This window comes from Pseudoalteromonas sp. SG43-6 (assembly GCF_014164365.1).
Lineage (GTDB): Bacteria > Pseudomonadota > Gammaproteobacteria > Enterobacterales > Alteromonadaceae > Pseudoalteromonas > Pseudoalteromonas rhizosphaerae.
The window spans coordinates 1-24,618 of sequence record NZ_JACJEZ010000003.1 but is presented as its reverse complement, the minus strand read 5'-3'; the positions used below and the strand labels follow the sequence as shown (position 1 = coordinate 24,618).

Here is a 24,618-nt window from a genome sequence, read left to right as displayed (position 1 = left end):
AACGCCACTCTTAGTGGCGTTCTGACTCGTTAATTTCTTTTCGATAGTATCGTTTGTGATAACTTTTAACTTTAGCGTGTACACCTTTACTTAAGCTTTTAAACTTAGCTTCAAGGACATCTACACCATATAAAATACCCACCACTAAAATGGATAGTTTAATAGCTGCCAATAAATTATCGGTTGCAATCACTACACCAATAGATGCCAAAACCCAGATAGTTGCCGCCGATGTTACCCCAACCACAGCACCATCTTTAGCGAGCATAACTCCAGCACCTAAAAAGCCGATGCCAGTAATAATTTGACCAACCACGCGCGAGTGGTCAATCACATCACCATGGAGCATAAACGCCGTGGCTAAAAACAAATAAGTACCTAATATAATCAGTACTGAGGTTCTTATTCCTACTGGTTTGCCTCGTAACTGGCGTTCCATACCAATCAAAGCGCCACAAAATGCAGCACTGCCTATTGCCGACCACGAATAGGGGGCGATATCTACTAATTCAAAAAAAGTCACTCAAAATCCTAAAATTACTGCATGTGTATAGCCAGTGCCGTACTCAAACGAGAACTACCGAAACTGGCCATTTTTAAAAAGTCACTCTTAGCGATTGGTACGTGTTGACAATCAATCGCCAGCTGTTTATCGCTTTCACAAAAAGGGTCATGAACATATAGACAATGCTCATCTAAATGCGTTACACACACCCAATGCGGTGACTTTTTACCATCAAAGCGATACGTACTGATCAATAGCACCACGGCCATTTTGGCTGCTAACCAGCGCTCTATGTGCTCAAGGGTTAAGTCTTGATACTTCACATCTAGTTTGTGATTAATTGCCTCAACCACAAATTGATTATGAACCGTGTGTAAAATTGCTTTCTTCTTATCACTTCTTACGCCATCAACAAACAATGTATCACGTGTATTAATAATCACATCGGCTGTAAAACCGCGTTTATTGGCAGCTAAAGCAAGTCCTAATGGATGACAACCACCATGACCAGAGGTCATAAAAATAGTGGTTGCTTCACGCCAAATATCAAGCTCATTCACTTGTGAAATAATCGCTTTTTTTATTGATGACATTGCCATTAATAATGCCGCTGGCCCGCAAGTAAATTCGGTTGTTTGTTGATACCAAGGCGTTACACGCGAAAACTCAAGCTCATTAGTTTTACGAATGTTTTTTTGCATCCGCAAGGCATCGCTATGATCATCATAATAGTCACTGTATTGCCCAAATACCCGATAGCCAAGCTTTTCATAAAGTGCGATTGCAGCTTTATTATTTACCGCCACTTCAAGACGCATAAATAACCGCCCGCGTTCAGCCGTTGCTCTTTCTAGTGCTTTCAAAAGCTGCTGAGCAATGCCTTTGCCTTGTGCATTAGGTGCAACTGCTAGCGAATATAAACGTGCTAAACGAGTGCCTTTATGACACCACACTAAGCCATAGCCGAGTATCTGTTGATCTAACTCTGCAACCATTAAAATACCATGTTTGGCTGCAATCCAGCGCTTCAAGCTACGCGCACTCAATCTATCTTGATTAAAACTTTGCTGCTCTATCTCAAGTAACGCTTTTAAATCGCTGTCTGTGGCAGCGCGAACTGCCACACTATGCTCGGTCATTAACTCCGGCCTCGTGCTTCGAGGCGTTGTTTAAATTCTTCCATAATGATCATATAAAGTTCATCACCTAAGTAACCATCTTCTACTTTATGGTCAATACTTGGGTTATCGTTTACTTCAAGCACATATGCACGGCCTTGGTGTTCTTTAACATCCACACCATAGAGTCCTTTACCGACAGTTTTACATGCTTTTAATGCCGCATCTAAAACTGCTTTTGGCAACTCAAAAGTAGGCAGTGTTTCAAAACCACCAGAGAAAAACCGTTTTGCATCATGATTATAAATTTGCCAATGATTGCGAGCCATTAAATAACGACATGCATAGATAGCACGACCATTTAGTACCCCTACTCGCCAATCGTATTCTGTGTACATATATTCTTGGGCTAGAACTAAAGCGCTAAATTCAAATAGCTCAGCCAATTTTGCTGCCAGCTCATTGCGATCAGTTACTTTGTAGACACCTTTTGAAAACGACCCTTCCGGCATTTTAAGCACTAGTGGATAAGTAAATGCCTCTTCAAGCTGACTGATGGTTTCATCACTTTGATCAGCTACTACTACGGTTTTTAAGCTCGGTACTTTTTGATAATTAAACGCATCATGCAAATACACTTTATTACAACAGCGTAAAATAGACTCAGCATCATCAATCACCACTAATCCTAGGCTCTGCGCCTTACTTGCCAGACGATAAGTTGGGTGGTCAATTGCAGTTGTTTGACGAATAAATAGCGCATCAAACTGAGCGATATTATCTATTTCGTCAAAGCTTAGCGCTTGAGCATAGATACCATGTTTAGCTGCCGCTTTGATAAAACGGGCTATTGCATCTTTATCGCTTGGTGGTACTTTTTCATTGTGATCAACTAAAATAGCCATATCCCAGCGGTAACGTTTTTGCGTACTGCTTATACGCCACTGTGTTTGCGTAAACTCAGTTAATTTAGCAACAAAGTCTTGATGCTGCTGAGCATTAAGCGACGCCAATGAACCTTGCTGTAACAGCCCAGCTTCATCTACAAATAAAATAGGCGCTGGGTATTGTTTAAATACCATTTTTGCCGCTTTGTTTTGTAATTCATTTACTGCGTGCCCAAAATATAAGGCATCATCAAGATGACCAACATTAAGCATTAAAGTTTGGCCACTACGTAGCGCATTAATCGTTTTTACACTTGGTAATACCTGATGTTTACGTGCCTCAGCAAGTAATGAGCAATAATAGCCTTTACTCAAGTATTGGCTTGAGTCGCATAGATTAATAATGCGCGTTTTTGGCTCATTATGCTTTGGGTAATCTCGTAAGTAAGTGTTGAAGGTAATTACGTTTTCGAATGAATGAGCAAGTGCCTGCTCGTTGTTATCAACCACAATCAAGGTTTTAAACACGACTTTTCCTAAAATAAGTCAAAATACAAATATAAGAGTGAATGTAAATAGAAACACCCATACTGCTAAGTCATTGTTGTGCTACTGGTGTACTTAACAGGATGGGTGCTTTAGATTCAGCTACTGCTTAACCTACAGGTGATTTATAAAGGGTTTTTCGCTACCTTACCAACGAGTAATTTTTAGCGTTAAGATAAGTAAATTTAATCAACCACAGTAAGGTCTATTAAAGCTGGTTAAAGCGCCTTTCAGCACCACTAACTTATTGAAACAATTTCTAATAACGTGGATTTATTTGCTATTGTAAAACTAAACTCATCACCTTGTTGCTTATCCATCAGTAATTGACCTAATGGTGACAGTGGTGTGAGAACATACACTGTGGTGTCTTTTATTTTAATGCTTAAACCACCAGAAAGTGGTCCTAAAAAATACCATTTTAGATTTTCGTCTTCATCGCAGATACAGACCAGCGAACCAATGGTAACTTTACTTGATACAGCGATTTTAAATGCCTTTTCAAACTCGATAATACTCAAATGGCAGTCATTCACACGCTGTGCTTGCCCTTGTGCCAAATAGGCAGCTTCTAGGCCTAATGTATCGTATTTATTTTCAGCAATATTTTCTTCATGAGTGGCGGTGTCATGGGCTGTCTTTGCAGCAGCCTGCGCGGTAGTAAGTTGCGCTTCTAAAGCAAAACGCAGGCATTCAATCACATGGGTTTTATTCATATCTAAGGAATTATTTTAAATCTATAATGACTGTATTTTAACGTGCTTTGGGCTGCGTGTAACTTAATTGCCTAAAAACAAGGTTATTCATAGGCATTGATTAGTAATAACATAAATCAAGCGCTGCTGTTAACAACGCTTGCTGAACTGTTTTTTACTACTTAGCTATCCATGGCGTTACTTTTAGTAATGGCACCGACACAGCAAATGCTGTTTTATCGTCTTCCCACTGCTCAGTAACTCTGACATGACAAATTGCCCCTTGGCAATCAAAAGCAGGATCGGCAATAGTGACTGGCTCTGCAAAAGTCAGCACTACACCTTGTTGTTCAGGCAATAAAAAGCTCATCAGTTTGCTAACAAAAAAACCCGACAGATCCGATAATAATTCATCAAACTCATTATTAAGCTGATACAACTGGTGTTTATTCAAATTACTATTATTAAACTCACGCGCTTCAATTTGCAGTTTTAACTGGCAATCGTGATTTTCGTTCTGAGGCTCGATAACCACCACAGCTTTATTTGTATCAAGTTGTTTATCAAAAGGAAGTAAAAGCTGAGCATGCTCAGTATAATTAAGTGGAAACTCCTCTCGCTCAGTAATAATGCGCCCGGTTTTAATTAAACATTCATCATTACTAGCAATGTCGGTGATGTAAAAATTGACCTGAGCAAATTGAAAATCACCTTTATTGACGACTTTTAAACGATCATAAAAGCCATCATAGGAGACCACAAACTCTTTTGCTTGCACAGTAAACGTTGCTATTAGTACAACGGCAGCTGCCATAATATGACTGATACTACGTACTGGGTTATTCATCAAAGTAGGCTCTATTTTGGTTGATCATTTGATTTAATTCTTCGATATACGCCTCACCACGCTCAGAGTATGAGGTTAATCCGTAGCTTAGTTTAGTCGCTGAAATTGGCTTTTCTTGTAAACGTAAATCGGCGCGGATACTACGTAAATGTTTATAGGCAGCATGAGTATTAATATTCTTAAAATAAGAAGTCACGGCTGCGCGCACAGATTTAAATGCCGCCACCTCATGATCTGCACCGGTATTACGACGATTAGGCACCATACCGCAGCCCTTGCTATAACACCACTGACCAAAAAAGTTTAAACCTATTCGAGCAAACCGAGACGTCCCCCATGCTGATTCGTTGGCCGCTTGCATCAGCGCTAACTCTTTAGGAATAATATCAACTCGGCTTAATGCCTTACGCAAAGACAAACTATCAATCGTTTCTGGTAATTTATAGCTATTTAAAATCGTTTTAACTTGCTTGGTTTGCGTGCGACTTAATGGCTCATCGTATTGCATCATCATCAATGCAATCTCCAACGTTGCCCGCTGCTGCAGAATTTTTTTATTTTCAGCCTCAACATGCGGCCGAATAAAGTTAAAAAAAGCATGTTTTTTTTCTTTTACATCACTAAAACCATCAAAGTCAGGAAGTTTAACATTATGTAATGGCTTTTCTTTCTTTTTGACTTGTGGCTTGATTGAGGTTGTTTCGTCCTCAATAACTGGATCCGATTTTTCTATAAATGGGTAACTCAATGCCCAAATAAAAAATAGGCTAACGATTAAACGAAAAAGATACTTAAGCATGTATTCTCTCAAAGAAACTAACATTTATGCATGGTATATCCACACGCATCTGACCATTCATTATACCTAAGCCCTTCAATAAAGGCGAATATACCCATTTGAAGGATTTATAATCTAAAAAAATCAGCTACAATTATGCGCATAGAAACGCTAAAAAAGTTACCGGATACTCATTAATGGAATTAGACTGGCAAAGCCGCATAATAAATCAAAACAAGTTTCGCCCTAATGACAATCGCTCAGCGTGGCAAGTAGACCGCTCCCGGATAATCCATGCAGCTGCATTTAGACGTTTGCAAGCTAAAACTCAGATAATGGGAATTGGCCTAAATGATTTTCATCGTACACGATTAACTCATTCTTTAGAGGTATCGCAAATTGGCAGTGGTTTACTTCGTCATTTAGAGAAACAACACCCTGACTTCACACATTTTCCCGACCCTAGTTTGCTTGAGACGCTTTGTTTGGCGCATGATATAGGCCATCCTCCTTATGGCCATGGCGGTGAAATTGCCCTTAACTACATGATGCGTGAACATGGTGGTTTTGAAGGCAATGCACAAACACTGCGCATTGTTTCAAGACTCGAACCATACAGTGATGGTCATGGTATGAACTTAACGCGCCGTACTTTGCTTGGCTTTATAAAATACCCGGCTTTTATTGATGACTTATGGCACACCATCCCACATCATGATCCGCAACGTGCATTTATAAAAGCTGACGACTGGCGTCCAGCAAAAGGTTTATACAAGGATGATAAAGCGACCTTTGACTGGATTGTAGCGCCTTTATCTGACGCTGATAAACAACGCTTAGGCGATTTTAAGGCCGTCGATGAGTTTAGATCTAAAACCAGTTTTAAATCCCTTGATGCAGCAATTATGGAACTTGCCGACGATATTGCTTATGCCGTACATGACCTTGAAGACGCAATTGCAACAGAGCAAATCACCCTAAAAGAGTGGCAAAATCATGCCTTACCCGCACTTGAGCTTGTGCAATGTGAGTGGCTTGGCGACAGTAACTTAACCGAGCGGCTATTTTTAGGTAGCGAAGCACAACGTAAAGATGTGATTGGGGAATTAGTAAACTTATTTATTACTCAATCATCCATTGTGCACACAGAACTTGAGTTTGAAAATCCAATTTTAAATTACACCGTTGAACTACCCCACTGTTATCAGCATTTACTTGAGACTTTAAAGTCATTTATTTATCAACGACTCATTCGTGCTTCGCATATGCAGCAAATTGAGTTTAAAGGACAAAAGTTAATTATTGAATTATTTGAAGCATTTGCCTGCGAACCATTACGACTTTTACCTGAAACCACAGCAAATGTGTTTCGCCTAGCACAACAACAAAATGGTAATACACACAGAGTAATTTGTGATTATTTAAGTGGCATGACTGACGAGTATGCGTTTAAAACACACCAACGCCTTTTTTCAAGTAATAGCTAGCATTAACAAGATATGTGATATGAAAAGTACACCAGAATTTACTAGCTTTAAAAAGTTTTACCCATACTACTTACAAGAACATAAAAATATTACCTGCAAACGGTTACATTTTTTTGGTAGCTCTTTGGTGCTTATTATCGTTTTGTATGTGCTGTATAGCCAACAATTTATGCTGTTGTGGTTGCTACCCATTATTGGTTATGGTTTTGCCTGGGTTGGTCATTTCTTCTTTGAGAAAAACCGCCCTGCTACGTTCAAATACCCGTTTTATAGCTTATGGGCAGACTGGGTGATGTTTAAAGATATGCTGATTGGCAAAATAAAATGGTAGTCACTGTTGTTTTGTAATAACCGACAAACAAGCAAAAAGATCATTATGCAAACCTGTTTTTGTCGCTTTTCAGTGATATAGTTAACGCCATTTTTGCTATTCAAGATATTAAAATGTATCGATTATTTGAGCGGATGATCAAGCCGTTTCCCGAACAAAAGCCTACCCAGCCTCCTGCGACGCTATTTGCATTTTGTCGTCACTACACTAAAGGTATGGAAGTCTCGCTATTTTTTATGTCGCTAAGCGCAGCATTGCTCGCGATTTTAGAAGTATCACTGTTTAGCTATATGGGCCAGCTTGTTGATTGGCTAAGTATCTACACCCCTGAAACATTATTTGTTGAGCAAAAATCTGAACTCATAAAAATGGCGATAGTGCTACTTGTTGTCCTACCTATCGTGGTGTTTTTTCATTCTGCGATATTGCACCAAGCCTTGTTAGGTAATTACCCGATGTCAATTCGTTGGTTAGCACATCGCTACTTGCTTCGCCAAAGTATGAGCTTTTACCAAAATGAATTTGCAGGGCGCATCGCCACCAAAGTAATGCAAACATCCCTCGCGGTGCGTGAAACCGTGATGAAACTACTTGATGTATTAATGTACATAGTGGTTTATTTTGGCGCTATGGTGTTTTTAGTAGCCGAAGCCGATTGGCGCTTAATGCTTCCTTTGCTTGTATGGTTAGCTCTGTATATTTTGATCCAAATGTACTATGTACCTAAGCTCAAAAAAGTGGCTAGCTCGCAAGCAGACGCTCGCTCTGAGATGACCGGCCGAATAGTTGACAGTTATACGAATATTTCGACTATTAAATTGTTCTCATATACCCAACGTGAAGAGCAGTACGCAAAAGACAGCATGGATGTATTTTTACAACCTGTGTATAAGCAAATGCGCTTAGTTACCAGTTTAAATTTTGCCATTCAAACGCTTAACTACTTCTTAGTATTTAGTGTTGCGGCATTATCTTTGTATTTATGGACTCTGAGTGCCATTAGTGCCGGCGCAATTGCAATTGCGGTAAGCTTAGCACTGCGTTTAAATGGCATGGCGCAGTGGATCATGTGGGAAATTAGTGGCTTGTTTGAAAACATCGGCACTGTCGCTGATGGTATGAAAACGTTATCAAACCCAATTGAAGTCGATGATCTGCCTGATGCCAGCACATTAAGTGTAACCACAGGTGCAATTGACTTTAATAATGTGCATTTTAACTATGGTAAGGCCGCAAACGAAACGAATCGCGGCGCTGTTATCAATGGCTTAAATCTCAACATCAAAGCCGGAGAGAAAATAGGTCTTGTTGGTCGCTCTGGCGCTGGTAAGTCAACACTCGTTAATTTGTTGCTACGTTTTTACGATATTGATAGCGGTAGTATCAACATCGACGGCCAAGATATCTCAAAAGTGAGTCAAGAAAGCCTGCGTAAGTACATTGCGATGGTTACCCAAGATACTTCTTTACTGCATCGGACAGTCAAAGAAAATATCCTTTATGGCCGCCCAGATGCCAGCGATGAAGAAATGATGAAAGCGGCTAAACAAGCCAAAGCGCTAGAGTTTATTGATGACCTTGAAGATAGCAAAGGCAACAAAGGTTTTGCAGCCCAAGTGGGTGAGCGCGGCGTAAAACTCTCTGGAGGTCAACGCCAACGTATCGCCATTGCTCGGGTGCTGCTGAAAAACGCCCCGATATTAATTTTAGATGAAGCCACCAGCGCGCTCGATTCTGAAGTTGAAGCGGCTATTCAAGCTAGTCTTGATGATTTAATGACCGGTAAAACCGTCATTGCCATCGCGCATCGACTATCCACTATTGCACAAATGGATCGGCTCATCGTACTTGATGAGGGCGGCATTGTAGAGCTAGGTAGCCATGAAGAACTGCTGGCACAAAATGGTATTTATGCCGCGTTGTGGACACACCAAACCGGCGGGTTTATTGGTGTAGAATAACAACTTACATATACATGAGTTTAAGTTTCACTATCGCTGAAAGAGCCTTTGCAACTTAAACTCAGCCATATCAAGCTTAGAAGCTAAACTTATAGCCTTAACCCCCCGTATATCCTTAATGCTCAATTACGCAAAGATTTTTATACACACTTAACCCCACGACAAAACTCATATTTTGGGTGGCTTGGCCGTCGATTTACATGCTATAATCGCGGCCTTTCATGGCCTATGTAGTCAATCAAGGTTGCTTTTATCACCCTGTTTTGTTCGCATAAGCTCTAGTAGTGTAAATGACAGCAACCTGTATAAGCGAAATTATCCATGAGCGAAAATAGTCACATTAAAGTCATCGTTGGCATGTCCGGCGGTGTTGATTCTTCTGTATCAGCTTATTTATTAAAACAACAAGGCTATCAAGTTGAAGGCCTGTTTATGAAAAACTGGGAAGAAGATGATAATGATGAATATTGCGCTGCTGCCGACGATTTAAAAGACGCGCAAGCAGTCTGTGACAAGCTGGGGATTGAACTACACACAGTTAATTTTGCCGCAGAATATTGGGATAACGTATTTGAGTACTTTCTTGCTGAATATAAAGCAGGCCGTACGCCAAATCCTGACATCATGTGTAATAAAGAAATCAAATTCAAAGCTTTTTTAGAATTTGCAGCAACGGCGCTTGGCGCTGATTTTATAGCCACGGGCCATTATGTACGCCGTGAATTACGCGATGATAAATACGTTATGTGTCGTGGTCTTGATGATAACAAAGACCAAAGCTACTTTTTATACACATTAAGTCATGAACATATTGCACAAACGCTGTTCCCAGTTGGTGATATTGCCAAACCTGAAGTGCGTCGCATTGCTGAAGAGCAAGACTTAATTACCCACGATAAAAAAGACAGTACCGGTATTTGCTTTATCGGTGAGCGTAAGTTTAAAGACTTCCTACAAAAATTCTTACCTGCACAACCGGGTGTTATTGAAGACACAGACGGTAACAACGTTGGTGAGCACGAAGGCTTAATGTATCACACTCTCGGTCAACGCAAAGGTTTGCTAATTGGTGGCATGAAAGAAGGCTCAGGCGAACCTTGGTATGTAGTCGATAAAGACTTAGAGCGTAATGTACTAGTTGTAGGCCAAGGTAAAGATCACGCTCGCCTTTACAGCAATGGTTTAAATGCTAACCAATTACATTGGGTTGATCGTGTTGGGCCAAAAGGCACTACGCGCTGTACAGTAAAAACGCGTTATCGCCAAGAAGACATCAACTGTACTCTACTGGTTGGTGATGATGGTTTAGCAAGAGTGTTATTCGATGAACCGCAAAAAGCTGTCACGCCAGGTCAATCAGCAGTATTTTATGCCAATGAAGTGTGTTTAGGCGGTGGTATCATTGATTCGGTGATCAAATAATGAATGAAAACCAAGTCATGGCACTGGCTGCCATGTGCCAAGTTGCAAAACAAGTACAAAAAATTGCACAGTACGGCAGTAGTAACGATTACGAGTTAGAAAAACTATTAAACAGCATTGTAGAAACATCGCCAAATTCCCCCAGCGATGTTTACCAAGGCACTGAAAATTTAAGAGATGGCTATAAAAGCTTACTTAATCAACTCAGTGCTGGTGAAAAGAAAGATGTAGAAATCGTCAAATATGTTGGCGGTTTAATGCAGCTTGAACGCGCATTAAGCGCCAAAGCAAGTAGCTTAGCAGAGCTTGGTAAAGGCATTGAAGATGTTAAACGACGCCTTGACCACTTTGCCATTACCGATGACACGGTGATAGCTGCTCTTGCCGATATTTATTCAAAGGTGCTTAGCCCCCTAGGGCACCGAATTCAGGTTTATGGCAAGCCTGACTTACTAAAACAGCAATTAGTACAACACAAAATACGTGCATTATTATTAGCAGGTATTCGCAGTGCAGTATTATGGCGACAAATGGGCGGTAAACGCCGTCACTTTTTCTTTGCGAAAAGAAGAATTATCGCCATTGCTAAAAACCATATTTAATTATCGTTCAAAACTAAAATTTAGGAGTTATTATGGAGCTTTCAGCGTTAACAGCTATCTCTCCGGTGGATGGTCGCTACGGCAGCAAAACCACTGAACTACGCAGTATTTTCAGCGAATTTGGCTTGATAAAATACCGTGTAACAGTCGAAGTTCGTTGGTTACAAGCCCTTGCAGCAGCTGATGCGATCAAAGAAGTACCGGCATTTAGCGACGAAGCCAATGCTTTACTTAACGCGATTGTTGATAACTTCAGCGAAGCCGATGCGCAACGTGTAAAAGATATCGAGCGTACTACAAACCACGATGTTAAAGCCGTTGAATACTTATTAAAAGAAAAAGTAGCTGACAACGCCGAGTTACATGCAATTAATGAATTTATTCACTTTGCATGTACGTCAGAAGACATCAATAACCTGTCTCACGGTTTAATGCTCACTGAAGCACGTAACGAAGTATTACTTCCTTACTGTGATCAACTACTTAATGCAATTAAAGAAAAAGCCATTGAGTACAAAGCAGTACCAATGATGACACGTACACACGGTCAACCTGCAACACCTTCCACTATGGGCAAAGAATTTGCCAACGTATATATGCGTTTAAAGCGTCAACGTGACCAAATTGCACAAGTTGAAATGCTAGGTAAAATCAACGGTGCAGTAGGTAACTACAATGCTCACCTCAGTGCCTACCCTGATTACGATTGGCACAATCATGCTGAGCAATTTGTAACTAGCCTAGGGTTAACATTCAACCCATTTACAACGCAAATTGAACCGCACGACTACATTGCCGAGTTATTTGATGCGATTGCTCGCTTTAACACTATCTTATTAGATTTTGACCGTGATGCATGGGGCTATATAGCGCTAAATCACTTTAAACAAAAAACCATTGCGGGTGAAATTGGTTCATCAACTATGCCGCATAAAGTTAACCCGATTGATTTTGAAAACTCAGAAGGTAACTTAGGCCTAGCAAATGCTATTTTCGCTCATCTAGCGCAAAAGCTGCCGGTATCTCGCTGGCAACGTGACCTTACTGACTCAACAGTACTGCGTAACTTAGGTGTTGGTATGGGTTATGCGCTAATTGCATACCAATCAACCCTAAAAGGTGTAAGCAAGTTAGAAGTAAACGAGCAACGTTTACTTGACGAGTTAGATCAGAACTGGGAACTGCTAGCAGAGCCAATTCAGACGGTAATGCGTAAATACGGTATCGAAAAACCATACGAAAAGCTAAAAGATTTAACCCGTGGTAAACGTGTAAATCAAGAGATCATGGCTGACTTCATCGATGGTTTAGAGTTACCGGAAGAAGCAAAAGTAGAAATGAAAAAACTAACACCAGCTAACTATATTGGTCGTGCTGTCGAGTTTATCGACAACCTAGTTTAAGCTTTCTGCGACAACTTATTTTATATACACTATAAAGCGAAAGGCTCTTGCCTTTCGCTTTTTTCATTTTAATGGGCGCAGCATGTATCAATTAACGATTAACGACTTATCCGAGCAAGACTTTCTAACACAGTATTGGCAAAAAAAACCGCTCTTGATCAAGCAAGGGTTTACAGACTTTGCCGACCCGCTTGATGCTAATGAGCTTGCCGGTCTTGCCATGGAAGAGAGCATTGAATCGCGTATTATCACTAATCATGATAATGACTGGCAAGCGCATCATGGCCCATTTGAAGATTTTGAATTACTAACCGAGCAACATTCTACCCTACTCGTACAAGCAGTCGATCATTGGCATCCTAATGCTGCGCAGCTGCTGGAACCATTTCGGTTTATTCCTAATTGGCGTATTGATGACCTAATGATCAGCTTTTCAACGCCTGGGGGTGGAGTCGGTCCGCATTTAGATCAATATGACGTATTTATTATTCAAGGTGAAGGCAAGCGTCATTGGCGTGTCGGTATGCCAGATAATAAACTAAAACAATTTGCACAAAATAAAAGTTTATTACAAGTTGAACAATTTCCAGCCGTGATTGATTGCATCCTAGAACCAGGCGATATTTTATACATCCCGCCGGGCTGCCCACATGAAGGTTATGCTGTAGAAAACGCATTAAACTACTCGATCGGATTTCGTGCACCAAATCAACGCGATCTATTATCAAACTTTGCTGATCACATTATTGATAAAGAAGCGGGAAATAGCCGTTATCAAGACCCTGCAATAACACTGCGCGATTCTAAAGGTGAGATCCAAGCTTGCGAAGTCGAAAACATTAAACTATTAATGCAAGCGGCCCTAAATGACGACGCATTACTTAAATCTTGGTTAGGTAATACACTTAGTCAACCTAAGCATGAAATGGATTTAATGCCGCCAGAAGATTTATTTAATAGTGAACAAATAGCTGAGCTATTGAATGATGATGATGTGATTTTTGAGCGCCTCGGTGGCACCCGTGCATTGTATCAAGTTTTTGAAAATGAAATACTTCTCAGCGTAAATGGTGAAAACTACCCACTCCCTGTTAGTGACTTAACTGCGGTTAAATTACTCACTGACCATACTATGGTGACAGCAGAGCAACTAAATAGTTCAAAAAATAGTTTAGTTTTTATACAAACCTTTACTACACTAATTAATGAGGGGATTTGGTTTTGCTAGGAGTGTGTTTGTATGGGCTATCATATCAACAAGGTAGAATGGGATATAGGCAAGGAGTTACTACAACAGATCAGAGAGCGGGTATTTGTATGTGAACTACATATTCCCAAACATATCGAGTTTGATAATCTTGATAGATATGCTCATCATATACTGGTAACAGATGACAGCCAAGGCCCAGTTGCAACAGGCCGATTATGTAGCGATGGCCTTATTGGCCGTATTGCGGTGCTGCCAGAGCACCGTAATCGCTCCGTCTATCGTTCATTGCTGAATTATATTGTTGAGCTTGCACAACAGCAGGGTTGTGATTGCGTCAGCATTAATTGTATTTTAAATGAGGTAGAACGATTTAAACGTAATGGCTTTGAACAACAAGGTTGTGTGTTTATGGAAGCAGGTATTCCACGGCTTCGTATGCAATGCCCCATTAATAAATTCAATACGAAACCATTTACACTGGTGCATTGATAAAAATTTATTAAAAATGGCCATCCTAGCGAGTTAAAAACCACCAATTTAACGCAATGGGCATTAAAAAAGCGAACATATTAATGTGTAACTCCACATAACACGTTCGCTTTTTTAATTTTTAAAGCTGTTCTTTATATTAAAATCTTTAAGTTAAAATTATAAATAAGCTTTCAGGTCAATTAACTTCGTTTGCCCACAGCTCTTCTTTTTCGTACATTTCATAAATACCATGCGCACGATTAATTAGTAGGTTTGCAAAATCAACTTTAGTTTTATCGTGTCCACCGGTTTGCATAATTTGATCTGCTTTTAACTGCCATTGCAGAGAAAAATATCGCAGCGCATCACGCGCATTTTCGGCAACTGATGCTAACGCATGATCAGTTGGTAAGCGACCGGTGATAACCCAATAACTTTTACCGTCTTGGCCTTTAAACTTCCATAGGGCACATAACGGAGCGATAAAGCGGCTTTCTTTTTCTAGCAAAGTTTTTGGCATTACGCCCTTCTCTGCTAAATGCTTTTGTGCATTTTGAAAACACTCACGTTGCCATGCAATACTTTGCTGCTTTGCTTGTTCTTGTTCTTCTGGTGTTAATTCTTTAAGTTGTTTTTGTTCCACAGTATTCATCACTCGTTTACATAATTTTAGTTACTTTAAGGGCATATAATTATCGGTGCAAGTATAAAAGACCAATTCCAGCGAGAGCATAAACGATCGCCTGTTTTTTCTACACTCTAACCCATCGTTCTACGCACAACTGTTTACTAATACAGCAGAAAAATCAATTTATAGCTAATTTATAAACTATAAAGCCGTTGTTAATGCATACCAGCACGGTATTATTCATCGTTTGTTTAACGATAATTCTTTTTCGCTGTCATACGATTAAAAAAACTAGGAAAGAAACGTTTTATAGTCGGAGCCCAGCCACTGATCCCCTCGCCAACCACCACTTCATCTTTACGTTTAGCTATTGCACTGACCATTTGCTTCACAGCAGCCGTTACATCCATACCATTTTCAATGGAGTATTCAGCCTTATTTTGCGCAATACCATGTTCATTAAGTGAATTATGAGCAATAGCCGTTTTTATAGAGCCTGGGCAGATAGTCAAACAATGAATGTTTTTATTGGCCACTTCAGCTCGCAAACAATCCATAAAACCAACGACTGCATATTTAGAGCCTGAGTAACCGGTTCTGAACTTAGAGCCAACTTTACCTGCGACACTGCTGATTGATACTACACAGCCGCCGCCATTTTTAACCATACTCGGTAATACCGCTTTAGTTAGCGCAATCAAACCAAAATAGTTAACTTCCATAAGTTGACGATACACAATAAAGTCATTTTCTAAAAACAAACTACGCTGCGACACGCCACCATTATTAATTAAAATATCAACGTTACCAATCGTAGCCATACTATTTGTAACATACTCAAGTACCCGCTCAGGTTGTGATAAATCAAGAGGTATTACTTTGTGTTGTCCAGCCGGTAACTCGCTACAAAGTTGATTTAGTTTATCTGCACTTCTGGCTGATAAAATAATATTAGCGCCTAAGTGTGCTAACTGTATCGCTAACTCTTTACCAATACCTGATGATGCCCCGGTGATCCACACCGTTTTATTATTAAAGTTCATGCTCTACCTATGATTATTATTAAGGCTTTGTAGGACCCGCAATGTCTGTGATCTGTTGCTCAAGTTGTTTATATAGTCCGAGTAAAAAAAGCGCCTCAACAAGCACAAATAATGGCCCAATGATAAGCCCGATTAAGTCATCAACAAAAGCTGGTTTTTTACCTTCAAAATAATGCCCAATAAACTGTAAAACCCAGCCAAAAATAAAAACACCTATACTAACAGCTAACCAGCTAGTAAAACTAAGTGAAGCTATTGGCGCAGCCGCTATACTCATTACTACTAAAATAACAGCCATTATCAAACCTAGTGAGACATTAAGCAGTAAATAATAAATCACAGTAGCTAACACAAAAACATGAGCGCCATTGATAACATGATCAGCAACCGGTAAATAAATACGCGCTAATAAACACAATACAGCGTATACAATGAGTGGAATACCAAAAAAGTGTGTGAGCACATTGCGTTTTGAACGGTGATATAAGCCATAATTGCCCAGTTGTTGTTGCAGTGTTTTCATTTTCTCTACTTTATATAATTTTCTTATTATTTACTTTAGCAGTTAACACAACGTAACAATGTCTTCTACCCGACATTTGTAAAATCCACTTATACAAATGCGCTTATGATTTTACCTTTATCGTGATCCGGGGTTTTAGATTGTAACTCACGGCCTTTTTGATATTCTTGTCCAAGCATTTTTTGTAACGATTCCATTTGTTTTGCTAATTCGTCATTCCCCCCTGCTGTTGTATTTTTTCTGTCAGCTTTTCAATCGCGGCCTTATGTTCAGCTATTTAATCTTTATCAACACCTAGTCGTTGATAAATAAGCGCTTCATTTACTTCTTCTAAAAAGTCTTTTCCATATGAAGGGTTTTTAAGGCTACTAACAGTATCAGCTTGGCTATTTTTTGCCGTTTCTGGCAATTCGGTTATTGCTTCGAATCCATTGATAGTTTTATTTTATAAAGCAAATTTAAGGCCAGTGAACCCATATCAGGTAAAAAATAGCACAGCTAATGTACAAGTAAAGCCAGCTGTTGTTTATCAAGAATTTCTATACGCTGGTAATGCAGGGAAATAAGCTTTTTTTCACTTAATAACTGCAAGATTTGATTAATAGTTTGACGAGTTAAATAGGTCATATCTGCGAGTTGTTGCTGCGATAACATAATAGTAGCGGTATTACTGGGCAGCGACATGGTTGCCATCATAACCAGCCGTTTACAGACTTTCTGCTGGGCAGTTAATAAAGCATGATCTTCTAATGAAGTGAACAGCAGCCGCATTTTTTGTGAAAGTAAAACACCAAAATCATGCCAGTAAATAGGCGTGATTGCTAATAATTGTATCAGTGCCCGATGCGGTACATGTAGCAATCGAGCGGGTGTTTGTGCATAAACATCGTGGGTACGCAAACCACCATCAAATAAAGCAACTTCACCAAACCAAATAGCGGGATCTATAAAACTCAGTACCGCTTCTTTACCTTCTCCATTTACTCCACTAACTCGCATAACTCCATTAACAACAGCGTATAAACCCGCATTTTCATCTCCTCTTAAAAATAATGCTTCACCCGCATCGAGTTTAATTACTTTTGCATGTAACAATAGCTGGTGTTGAAATTCTTTAGAGCGGCTACTAAACCAATTTCCTTGGTTAACTATCGCACGGTCCTGTTCATTCATATCGGTTTACTCTACATTAGTTTTAATAATCAAATAATAAAAGGGATCATTATGTTACACAAAGTTATTTACAGCGGCTTATTGCTAAGTACGTTATCTGCACCAAGTTTTGCAGCAGCTCCTGATCAACAGCTCAACAAGAATCTAAAAAAAGCTAACCACAGTGTAAGTGAAAAAGTGATCACTTGGCGACGCCATCTTCACCAATACCCAGAGCTTAGTAACCGCGAATTTGAAACGGCTAAATACATTACTAAACATTTAAAAGCACTGGGGCTCGAAGTACAAACTGGGATAGCCCATACGGGTGTAGTTGCTAAACTCAAAGGTGGTAAAAAAGGCCCTTTAGTGGCGCTGCGTGCCGATATGGACGCCTTGCCTGTCACTGAGCAAGTTGATTTACCGTTTGCTTCAACTCAGACCTCAACCTACCGTGGTAATGAAGTCGGTGTTATGCACGCCTGCGGCCATGATAACCATGTCGCTATTCTAATGGCTGTAGCTGAATCGTTGGCTAAAATTCAAGATGACTTAGCGGGTGATGTATTATTTGTCTTTCAACCTGCTGAAGAAGGTGCCCCAGAAGGTGAAGAAGGCGGTGCTGAACTCATGCTAAAAGAAGGCTTATTTAAAGAAAAACCTGACGCCGTGTTTGGTTTACATGTAACCAGTTCATTAAACACAGGCCAAATTGGCTTCCGTGAAGGCCCGCTTATGGCCAGTGAAGATTCATTTACAATTAATGTACAAGGCCGCCAAACTCATGGTTCACGACCATGGAATGGTGTTGATCCGATTGTGGCATCATCACAAATAATTATGGCCACACAAACAATTTCATCTCGCCAAGTTGATGTTACTAAAGCGCCGTCAGTTATTTCGTTTGGTGCTATTAATGGCGGCGTACGTTCCAATATCATTCCGGATAGTGTCGAGTTAATTGGCACTATTCGCACCTTTGACCAAGCAATGCGCGCTGATATCAAAAAGCGTTTAGTGAAAACAGCTGAAATGGTCGCTGAATCCGGTGGTGCTAAAGCTGATGTACATATCGACCACGGCTACCCTGTCACCGTAAACGATGTAAAACTCACGCAAAAAATGACGCCAACACTAACTAAAGTTGCTGGGGCTGAGAATATCATTACCACTGATTTGATCACCGGCGCTGAAGATTTCAGCTATTACGCTTTAGAAACTCCTGGATTGTTTTTCTTTTTAGGTGTTACCCCACAAGGTCAAGATGCAAAAACGGCAGCAAGTAATCATTCACCACAGTTTTTCGCCGACGAGCAAGCACTGCAATTAGGCGTGAATGCTATGACGCAGTTAGTTGTGGATTACTTTGCAATGAAAAAATAACCAGAACTTCAACGTACATGCAAAATCATAATCGGTTGGCATAAAATAAATATACCCACACTCTGTGGGTATATTTAAAAGTATTGATAAACCTACGCGGATTTATTTTATCGTGCGGTTAGTAGCTGTGATAAATAGTCAGGCTTACCTTCAATGCGTTCAAGGTGAGGATATTTAAGGCCATCATGATAATCGATCTGGATTTCACTGTACTGATCAAAGTTTTTCACCAAGAGCTTAATTGGCGCTTTTGAGCCTTTAGCATCCGTCACTGCATCTTTGAGTGCATCAGCACTAAACTGAGTATTATTAACGGCAACAATTTGCATACTTGGCGCAAGACCCGCATTAAATGCAGGGCTATCCCATAATACGTCACGCATTTTGCCTTCTTTATTTACCGAGAAGCCCAGAGAATAAAGTAAATCAGTTGATTTATAGCGGCTTTCAATTGCTTTAATGCCATCAGAGGCCTTATCGTTATAGATCAATTTCCAACCTTGGTCTTCCAGTGATTTAGATAAGTTAACATGGCCTTTTAAACGCGAATTAATAAAGTCATCCCATTGATACTTTTCAATACCATTAAGCGTGTTAATCACATCATCAAATTTGTAGGTCAACACATTCCAATCACCCGGGTTTACGCCAAAAAAATTCTGGGCAAAATCATCTAATGAATGACTGTTGTTACTCAATTCACGTAATTTTGCATCAACCGCAAACCAAATTAATTCTCCACCAGAGTAATAGTCTTCGCTCATTTGATAACTACGATAAGGCAAAGATGAACGCTGAGCGATAGTTGGATCGTTGGTTGTATCTAAAATATTACGCCATGCCATGCCAGGTCGGCCTTGGTCGTAGGTTGCACCTAAACGAGCTAGCATATCCATCGCATTTTCTTGGCTCCAAAGTCCAGAACGAGCCGCAATGACTTGCCCCCAAAACTGTGTTTGCCCTTCATATACCCATAAACCATTAGCTTCTTTAACTTGGTTATAGGTCGGTGTCCATAATGCGTCAGGGCGACGATACTTACCATTCCATGAATGATTAAATTCGTGTGCTAATAAATCGCGACCGACCCATGACTTATCCCAGTCAGTAAAATAATTTCCTTTCGCGCTATTTTCACTTGAGCGATGATGTTCCATGCCGATACCGCCTAACTTATCTGTCAGGGCAAGTAAAAAGTCATAATGATCAAAGTGATGTGCACCATAAAGCGCATACATTTGTTGAATAAGCTCACGGTGTGCTGTTAACCCTTCTGCACTGATCTCAAGATCTTTTTCTTTATCGGCAAAGACATTTAAGAACACCGGAGTATCTGCATTTGGGTTTAAATCAACACGCTTATAGTGGCTACCGGCAAACATTGGCGAGTCTACAAGGTTTTCAAAATCAATTCCCTCAAAGGTAACTGTATTGCCTTTTTGCGAAGACTTTTCAAGTGCAGTAGCAAACTGCCACCCTTTTGGTAACGTTACACTCGGTTGAAATTTAATTTTACGGCTATAGTGCCCAGCAGGGTAAAGCGCTACTGTATCCCATTGTAAATTGAGCATTTCTGGCGTCATCATAACGCGCCCTTGCTCTGAACTTTGTGGTGACAAGAATTGATATTCAACATGCAACTCACGTACACCTTTAGGAACTTTAAGATTAAAAGCATATACGTTGCCAGGATCTCGTTGCCATTCGATCACTTTACCTTTTGCTGACATTTTCAATCCAGCCAACTGACTTATTGGTCCAACTGGTGAGTGATGTCCAGGTATCCATTGCGGATAAAGCAAAGTCATTTCACCAGCATTAACAGGGATAGTTTCGTTTATTTTAAAAATACGATGAGCTAGATCTGTGGCATCAACCGCTATTTTTATAGTGCCGGAATATGGGGTATCAGTCGGATTTGGAACATCAGCAAACGCTGGAAGCATAAAGCCCATAACAGAGCTGAGGGCAGCAGCAAAAACATGTTTATTCACTTACTTCTCCAATTAGAGAGGCGCAAAGCACGCGCATTAGATGGGTATTGTCCTAGTAATTTGAGTGCAAAACACTCGGCAACCTCCATTTAATTTCAGAAACTTCTGAAACAATCAACATCCGTTATAACTATAACAACAGCTAATAGCAATGATTTATGGACGAACAACCATTTAATGCGTTCAATTTATTTGCGCTTTAAGTCAATTTATAGTGCCGTATTTAGCTGTATCAGCGCTTATTTGCATTCTTGTACTGAGAATATAAGAGCGCTGCAAGCACTGTTTTAAAACTTAATCATGCATAATACCTATGTTCAGGCTAAATAAATCATCAGTACGCTATCCTAATAGGCTACTTTTTTGGTAATGGTATGGAGACCACAATGGCATCTGACTATTTTCATTTGTTAAATTTGATCGGGGTAGCGTTTTTTGCCATCTCAGGTACTCTAATGGGCCATGAAAAAAACATAGGAGGTTTTGGTGTTGTGGTTGTCGCGTCAGTGACAGCGCTCGGCGGCGGCACACTGCGCGACGTATTATTAAACCACCCAGTATTTTGGATAGCCGAACCGGATTATTTATACGCAACATACAGCGCCATATTTATCGCCGTAATATTTATTCGTCATTTACCTCACGTATCAAACTATTACATGTTGCTGGTCGATGCTTTGGGCATGGCAATTTTTAATATTGTTGGCATTGAAAAGTCCTTAATCGAAGGCACTACGATGATTGTGGCTATTACTATGGGCATGACCACGGGCATCTTTGGTGGTCTAATGCGCGATGTAATATGCCGTGAAGTCCCCCTTGTCATGCGCGAAGAGCTCTACTCCACCGCGTGCCTATCTGGTGGCTTAACTTATGCCACACTGTTTCTATTAGAAGTACCTTATGTTTGGTGTATTTTAGGCGCACTCTTTATTACCGTATTTTTACGGCTCGGTTCCCTACACTGGGGATGGCAACCAAATATATTTAGAAAAAGGTCGGTTAGAAAACAATAGTTTTCTATGTGAAGTTCCGATTAAAACGCCGAACTTTTGTACGTACCTTTTTCATCGATGATGACGTATTAAACTGAATCTTACATCCCAATGTCCATTTTTCGTACCAGGTTACAGCATAAAATTCATAGTTATTTAAGCTGAAATAAGCAAGAGTATATCGTTTGCCTTAAATTCAAGCTCCATAAGTAGATCATCGTATTTCCAGTCTCGATACTCTTGTTATTGGGTCAGGATTTGCTTTGTGAAGTCAGCCATTTATAGGTGGAAATATGATACTTTTAGGCACCTTGTCTTATTTTACCCCTATTTTCTCCACTGTGTTTGCCTCTATTAACTTATCCGTTGCTTTAGCTGACTATTTTTTACAAGGTGTTGTACTCGTGACTATTGGGTCGTTAATTTGCTTTTGGGTTACCCGCACAAAAAAACCTGTAGTAGATAACTAAATGTAAAAGCGAAAAGCAAATAACGCTTTTCGCTTTATCAGGTTTTATTAGTTGGCTAATCTTAGCCCTAGCATCACCAGCATAACTAGATTCGCAATTACGCCAATCAAAAAGAAATAGCTACGCGGGCTGGGGTTTTTCTCTGTGGCAATTGCGTAATACAGTACCATATGAATTAAACGTGCAATGACGTAAACCCAAATACAGATTGCAAAAACCGAACTGTGGTAATTAATCACAAAGGCAAATAAAACCGTTCCTATAAATAACGCGCTGTTTTCTAATGTGTTATGAAAGGTGCGATGCGCTCTAAATATAAAACTCTCATGAGATAGGTCTTTATCAATTTTTCCTGGCACAGCTCCAGGCTGTTTGGCTTTACTAAACGTCGCCACTGCCCACTGTACTAACACCATAATTAAATATAAATAAAATGCTATAAACGCTGAATGTGCTATATCGGTCATTGCTTAATCCTTTGTGTTGTTATTAGAGTAGTTATAGCAACTATCAAGCCACATATAAGCCACTGATATATATAGAAATTACTTTTTAGTAAAATGATTTTTTGTAATAGATTCATTCTTTATATAAAACTTACTCTATAACAGCGGCTTGGTATTTTTTGCAGCCTAAGCGCAACCAAAAAAACAATACTAATTACTTACTTTATAAATTTTGTTTGATTATTTATTCTAAGTATTGTTTTATAGCGTTACTGATAACGGAACGGTAAAATAAATATGATGAATAAAATAACCAAATGCTTGGCAACCTTAGCTCTGTTGAACTGTGTATCAGCGCCCGCTTTTTCAGCTCAATATGAAATCGAAAAAGGTGAAAACTTGTCTAAGTTGGCGCAATACAAAGACGTAACCACCATTAAACGCAATTTTGCAAAACAAATAGCGCTTAATTACAGTGTATTAAACGCTGATCTTAAACAAACGCTAAGCCAATATAAACTGGTTTTGAATGCGGATCAGCTACCGTCTTTAGGCATGCACACACAACAAAATACTCGTTTAGCAAACAGCGCATTACAACAACTTAAAGGTTTACCACAAAACACAGGTAGTTTGTTACAAGTGCGTTTGGCAAGTGATAAAATGCTTAGCGCTTGGCAGCAAGGCGAACGCCCTTTATTTGCATTTGCACCCGCTGGTGACGATACGCAATGGAGCGAGATTGAAGCGTTCGATCAGTATGGTGACATTCATTATCTTAGTGTTGACCAAATGCCGACCCAACCTGTCTTTATTGTCGAATTAGATCAACAAAAAGTACAAGATGCGGGTATTGCAGTAATGAGAGGAATTTTATCTGCTAACAAATTCAGTAAAAGCACGGTTAGTCCAAAAAACCAGTTAAGCAATGAACAACCTCTGCAAACCAGTGTATTGAAAAAAATACGCTTAGAAGATGACAAAGAACCATGGATCTCAGGTGGTGCTGAAATTTATGCCATTGTAACGGGTATCGACCCCACCCGAGATGAACCAATATTAGATATCGTTGATTTACCTTATTTAGATCATGACCAAACCACTTACAGCCCTAATCAGGTGCTAATTCATTGGCAACGTTATCGTTGGCAAGCGGTCGATTTGCTTTTAATGGAGCAAGATGACAACACTAATTATAAAACCTTAGCAATGAAATTATTAGAAATATCAGAGCAAGTAATGGCAAGTATCCCTGATTTACAAGCACAGGGCTATACTATTATTCCTAAACTTACTAATGAATTGCTTAAAGTAATGCCTGATGAATGGTTTACCAATAATGATGATTATGTTGATGTTTTTTACACGCTATTTGAAAACAAAGACTATCAAGAATATAAAGGGGCAAGCAGTAATGCGACCATTACGCTGTCTCCTTTAGAAATTAACCCAAGACTAAACTAAGTCATCCCCATTGGCTTAATTATTATTGCGGATGGTATTACTCCCCCATACTTCAATTGCCACCCATTAGCGCTTTAACGTTAACGGGTGGCTTTATCACAGCCACTTTTTTGAAAACACGCGTTATATTTAATACCAATCTGCTTGGATATGGGATCTATTTTAACGATAAGAAAATTGCTCTATAACTAGGCAAAATTTTTGATATCTAGTTGTTCTAAATGAAAAATTTTTAACAACGTTATAGGGTGATTTAA

At 39.7% G+C, this 24,618-nt stretch carries 24 protein-coding genes and 2 pseudogenes; 12 read left to right on the top strand and 14 right to left on the bottom strand.

What is annotated here, in order from left to right; all coding sequences use genetic code 11:
• Window positions 1–10: 10 nt before the first annotated feature.
• The 6 genes from H5201_RS01625 to H5201_RS01600 all read right to left on the bottom strand — a co-directional run bounded on the left by H5201_RS01625 (window position 11) and on the right by H5201_RS01600 (window position 5,397).
• A complete protein-coding gene (locus tag H5201_RS01625) occupies window positions 11–523 on the bottom strand; it encodes an MgtC/SapB family protein (protein WP_145233140.1) in 513 nt (170 codons plus the stop codon).
• A gap of 14 nt (window positions 524–537) precedes the next feature.
• On the bottom strand, window positions 538–1,644 hold the full coding sequence (rimI, locus tag H5201_RS01620; protein ID WP_149982527.1) for a ribosomal protein S18-alanine N-acetyltransferase: 1,107 nt from the start codon (window positions 1,642–1,644) through the stop codon (window positions 538–540).
• Window positions 1,644–3,038, bottom strand: coding sequence for a RimK family protein (locus H5201_RS01615; RefSeq protein WP_149982528.1), 1,395 nt, complete (start codon window positions 3,036–3,038; stop codon window positions 1,644–1,646). Before H5201_RS01615 ends, rimI begins: the two co-directional genes overlap by 1 nt.
• A 257-nt stretch (window positions 3,039–3,295) precedes the next feature.
• Window positions 3,296–3,772, bottom strand: coding sequence for a GreA/GreB family elongation factor (locus tag H5201_RS01610; RefSeq protein WP_149982529.1), 477 nt, complete (start codon window positions 3,770–3,772; stop codon window positions 3,296–3,298).
• Between the two features lie 157 nt (window positions 3,773–3,929).
• The gene (locus H5201_RS01605) at window positions 3,930–4,598 is read right to left on the bottom strand and encodes a DUF2987 domain-containing protein (RefSeq protein ID WP_182783572.1); all 669 of its coding nucleotides are present in this window, start codon (window positions 4,596–4,598) and stop codon (window positions 3,930–3,932) included.
• Window positions 4,591–5,397 carry a glucosaminidase domain-containing protein gene (locus H5201_RS01600; RefSeq protein ID WP_182717413.1) on the bottom strand — a complete coding sequence of 269 codons (807 nt, stop codon included), beginning with the start codon at window positions 5,395–5,397 and terminating at the stop codon, window positions 4,591–4,593. Before H5201_RS01600 ends, H5201_RS01605 begins: the two co-directional genes overlap by 8 nt.
• Window positions 5,398–5,573: 176 nt before the next feature.
• On the opposite strand from H5201_RS01600, the gene H5201_RS01595 reads away from it, so the two are divergent.
• The 8 genes from H5201_RS01595 to H5201_RS01560 all read left to right on the top strand — a co-directional run bounded on the left by H5201_RS01595 (window position 5,574) and on the right by H5201_RS01560 (window position 14,281).
• A complete protein-coding gene (locus H5201_RS01595; protein ID WP_149982532.1) occupies window positions 5,574–6,863 on the top strand; it encodes an anti-phage deoxyguanosine triphosphatase in 1,290 nt (429 codons plus the stop codon).
• 19 nt (window positions 6,864–6,882) lie between these two features.
• The gene (locus H5201_RS01590; protein ID WP_149982533.1) at window positions 6,883–7,194 is read left to right on the top strand and encodes a DUF962 domain-containing protein; all 312 of its coding nucleotides are present in this window, start codon (window positions 6,883–6,885) and stop codon (window positions 7,192–7,194) included.
• Window positions 7,195–7,307: 113 nt separating this feature from the next.
• Window positions 7,308–9,155, top strand: a complete 1,848-nt coding sequence (locus H5201_RS01585) for an ABC transporter ATP-binding protein (protein ID WP_182783570.1) — start codon at window positions 7,308–7,310, stop codon at window positions 9,153–9,155.
• Window positions 9,156–9,476: 321 nt separating this feature from the next.
• Window positions 9,477–10,577: a tRNA 2-thiouridine(34) synthase MnmA gene (gene mnmA, locus H5201_RS01580; protein ID WP_182783569.1), complete on the top strand. Its 1,101-nt coding sequence runs from the start codon at window positions 9,477–9,479 to the stop codon at window positions 10,575–10,577.
• Window positions 10,577–11,179 (top strand): high frequency lysogenization protein HflD, encoded by a 603-nt coding sequence (gene hflD / locus H5201_RS01575; RefSeq protein ID WP_182783567.1) that lies wholly within the window; start codon window positions 10,577–10,579, stop codon window positions 11,177–11,179. Before mnmA ends, hflD begins: the two co-directional genes overlap by 1 nt.
• A gap of 32 nt (window positions 11,180–11,211) precedes the next feature.
• Entirely contained in the window at window positions 11,212–12,582 is a 1,371-nt protein-coding gene (gene purB / locus H5201_RS01570; protein WP_145233128.1) for an adenylosuccinate lyase, read from the top strand.
• An 82-nt stretch (window positions 12,583–12,664) separates the two neighbouring features.
• Entirely contained in the window at window positions 12,665–13,810 is a 1,146-nt protein-coding gene (locus H5201_RS01565) for a cupin domain-containing protein (RefSeq protein WP_182730630.1), read from the top strand.
• Window positions 13,811–13,822: 12 nt separating this feature from the next.
• Window positions 13,823–14,281 (top strand): GNAT family N-acetyltransferase, encoded by a 459-nt coding sequence (locus H5201_RS01560; protein ID WP_145233126.1) that lies wholly within the window; start codon window positions 13,823–13,825, stop codon window positions 14,279–14,281.
• Window positions 14,282–14,459: 178 nt separating this feature from the next.
• Here the strand turns inward: H5201_RS01560 and H5201_RS01555 are convergent, their stop codons facing one another.
• The 5 genes from H5201_RS01555 to H5201_RS01540 all read right to left on the bottom strand — a co-directional run bounded on the left by H5201_RS01555 (window position 14,460) and on the right by H5201_RS01540 (window position 17,630).
• A complete protein-coding gene (locus H5201_RS01555; protein WP_220493027.1) occupies window positions 14,460–14,915 on the bottom strand; it encodes a DUF4826 family protein in 456 nt (151 codons plus the stop codon).
• Window positions 14,916–15,142: 227 nt separating this feature from the next.
• Window positions 15,143–15,934 carry an SDR family oxidoreductase gene (locus tag H5201_RS01550; RefSeq protein ID WP_182767639.1) on the bottom strand — a complete coding sequence of 264 codons (792 nt, stop codon included), beginning with the start codon at window positions 15,932–15,934 and terminating at the stop codon, window positions 15,143–15,145.
• Between the two features lie 19 nt (window positions 15,935–15,953).
• Window positions 15,954–16,457, bottom strand: a complete 504-nt coding sequence (locus H5201_RS01545; RefSeq protein ID WP_145233124.1) for a DUF962 domain-containing protein — start codon at window positions 16,455–16,457, stop codon at window positions 15,954–15,956.
• Between the two features lie 277 nt (window positions 16,458–16,734).
• Window positions 16,735–16,866, bottom strand: a complete 132-nt coding sequence (locus H5201_RS23030) for a hypothetical protein (RefSeq protein ID WP_259398447.1) — start codon at window positions 16,864–16,866, stop codon at window positions 16,735–16,737.
• Between the two features lie 89 nt (window positions 16,867–16,955).
• Window positions 16,956–17,630 carry a Crp/Fnr family transcriptional regulator gene (locus H5201_RS01540; RefSeq protein WP_145233122.1) on the bottom strand — a complete coding sequence of 225 codons (675 nt, stop codon included), beginning with the start codon at window positions 17,628–17,630 and terminating at the stop codon, window positions 16,956–16,958.
• 51 nt (window positions 17,631–17,681) lie between these two features.
• Between H5201_RS01540 and H5201_RS01535 the strand changes: the two genes are divergently transcribed.
• Entirely contained in the window at window positions 17,682–18,992 is a 1,311-nt protein-coding gene (locus H5201_RS01535) for an amidohydrolase (RefSeq protein ID WP_145233121.1), read from the top strand.
• A gap of 107 nt (window positions 18,993–19,099) precedes the next feature.
• On the opposite strand, the gene H5201_RS01530 is transcribed toward H5201_RS01535, so the two are convergent.
• Window positions 19,100–20,986: a M61 family metallopeptidase gene (locus H5201_RS01530; RefSeq protein WP_182783565.1), complete on the bottom strand. Its 1,887-nt coding sequence runs from the start codon at window positions 20,984–20,986 to the stop codon at window positions 19,100–19,102.
• Between the two features lie 386 nt (window positions 20,987–21,372).
• On the opposite strand from H5201_RS01530, the gene H5201_RS01525 reads away from it, so the two are divergent.
• Window positions 21,373–22,002, top strand: coding sequence for a trimeric intracellular cation channel family protein (locus H5201_RS01525; protein WP_149982542.1), 630 nt, complete (start codon window positions 21,373–21,375; stop codon window positions 22,000–22,002).
• Window positions 22,003–22,006: 4 nt separating this feature from the next.
• On the opposite strand, the pseudogene H5201_RS23425 reads toward H5201_RS01525, so the two are convergent.
• Window positions 22,007–22,224: pseudogene (locus H5201_RS23425) on the bottom strand (ClbS/DfsB family four-helix bundle protein); the annotation flags it as partial.
• On the opposite strand from H5201_RS23425, the pseudogene H5201_RS01515 reads away from it, so the two are divergent.
• A pseudogene (locus H5201_RS01515) lies at window positions 22,221–22,451 on the top strand (EamA family transporter); the annotation flags it as partial. The pseudogenes H5201_RS23425 and H5201_RS01515 sit on opposite strands and share 4 nt — an antisense overlap.
• 47 nt (window positions 22,452–22,498) lie before the next feature.
• On the opposite strand, the gene H5201_RS01510 reads toward H5201_RS01515, so the two are convergent.
• Entirely contained in the window at window positions 22,499–22,918 is a 420-nt protein-coding gene (locus H5201_RS01510) for an MAPEG family protein (RefSeq protein WP_145233119.1), read from the bottom strand.
• Between the two features lie 276 nt (window positions 22,919–23,194).
• Between H5201_RS01510 and H5201_RS01505 the strand changes: the two genes are divergently transcribed.
• On the top strand, window positions 23,195–24,361 hold the full coding sequence (locus tag H5201_RS01505) for a DUF3103 family protein (protein ID WP_182783563.1): 1,167 nt from the start codon (window positions 23,195–23,197) through the stop codon (window positions 24,359–24,361).
• The last annotated feature ends 257 nt before the right edge of the window (window positions 24,362–24,618 follow it).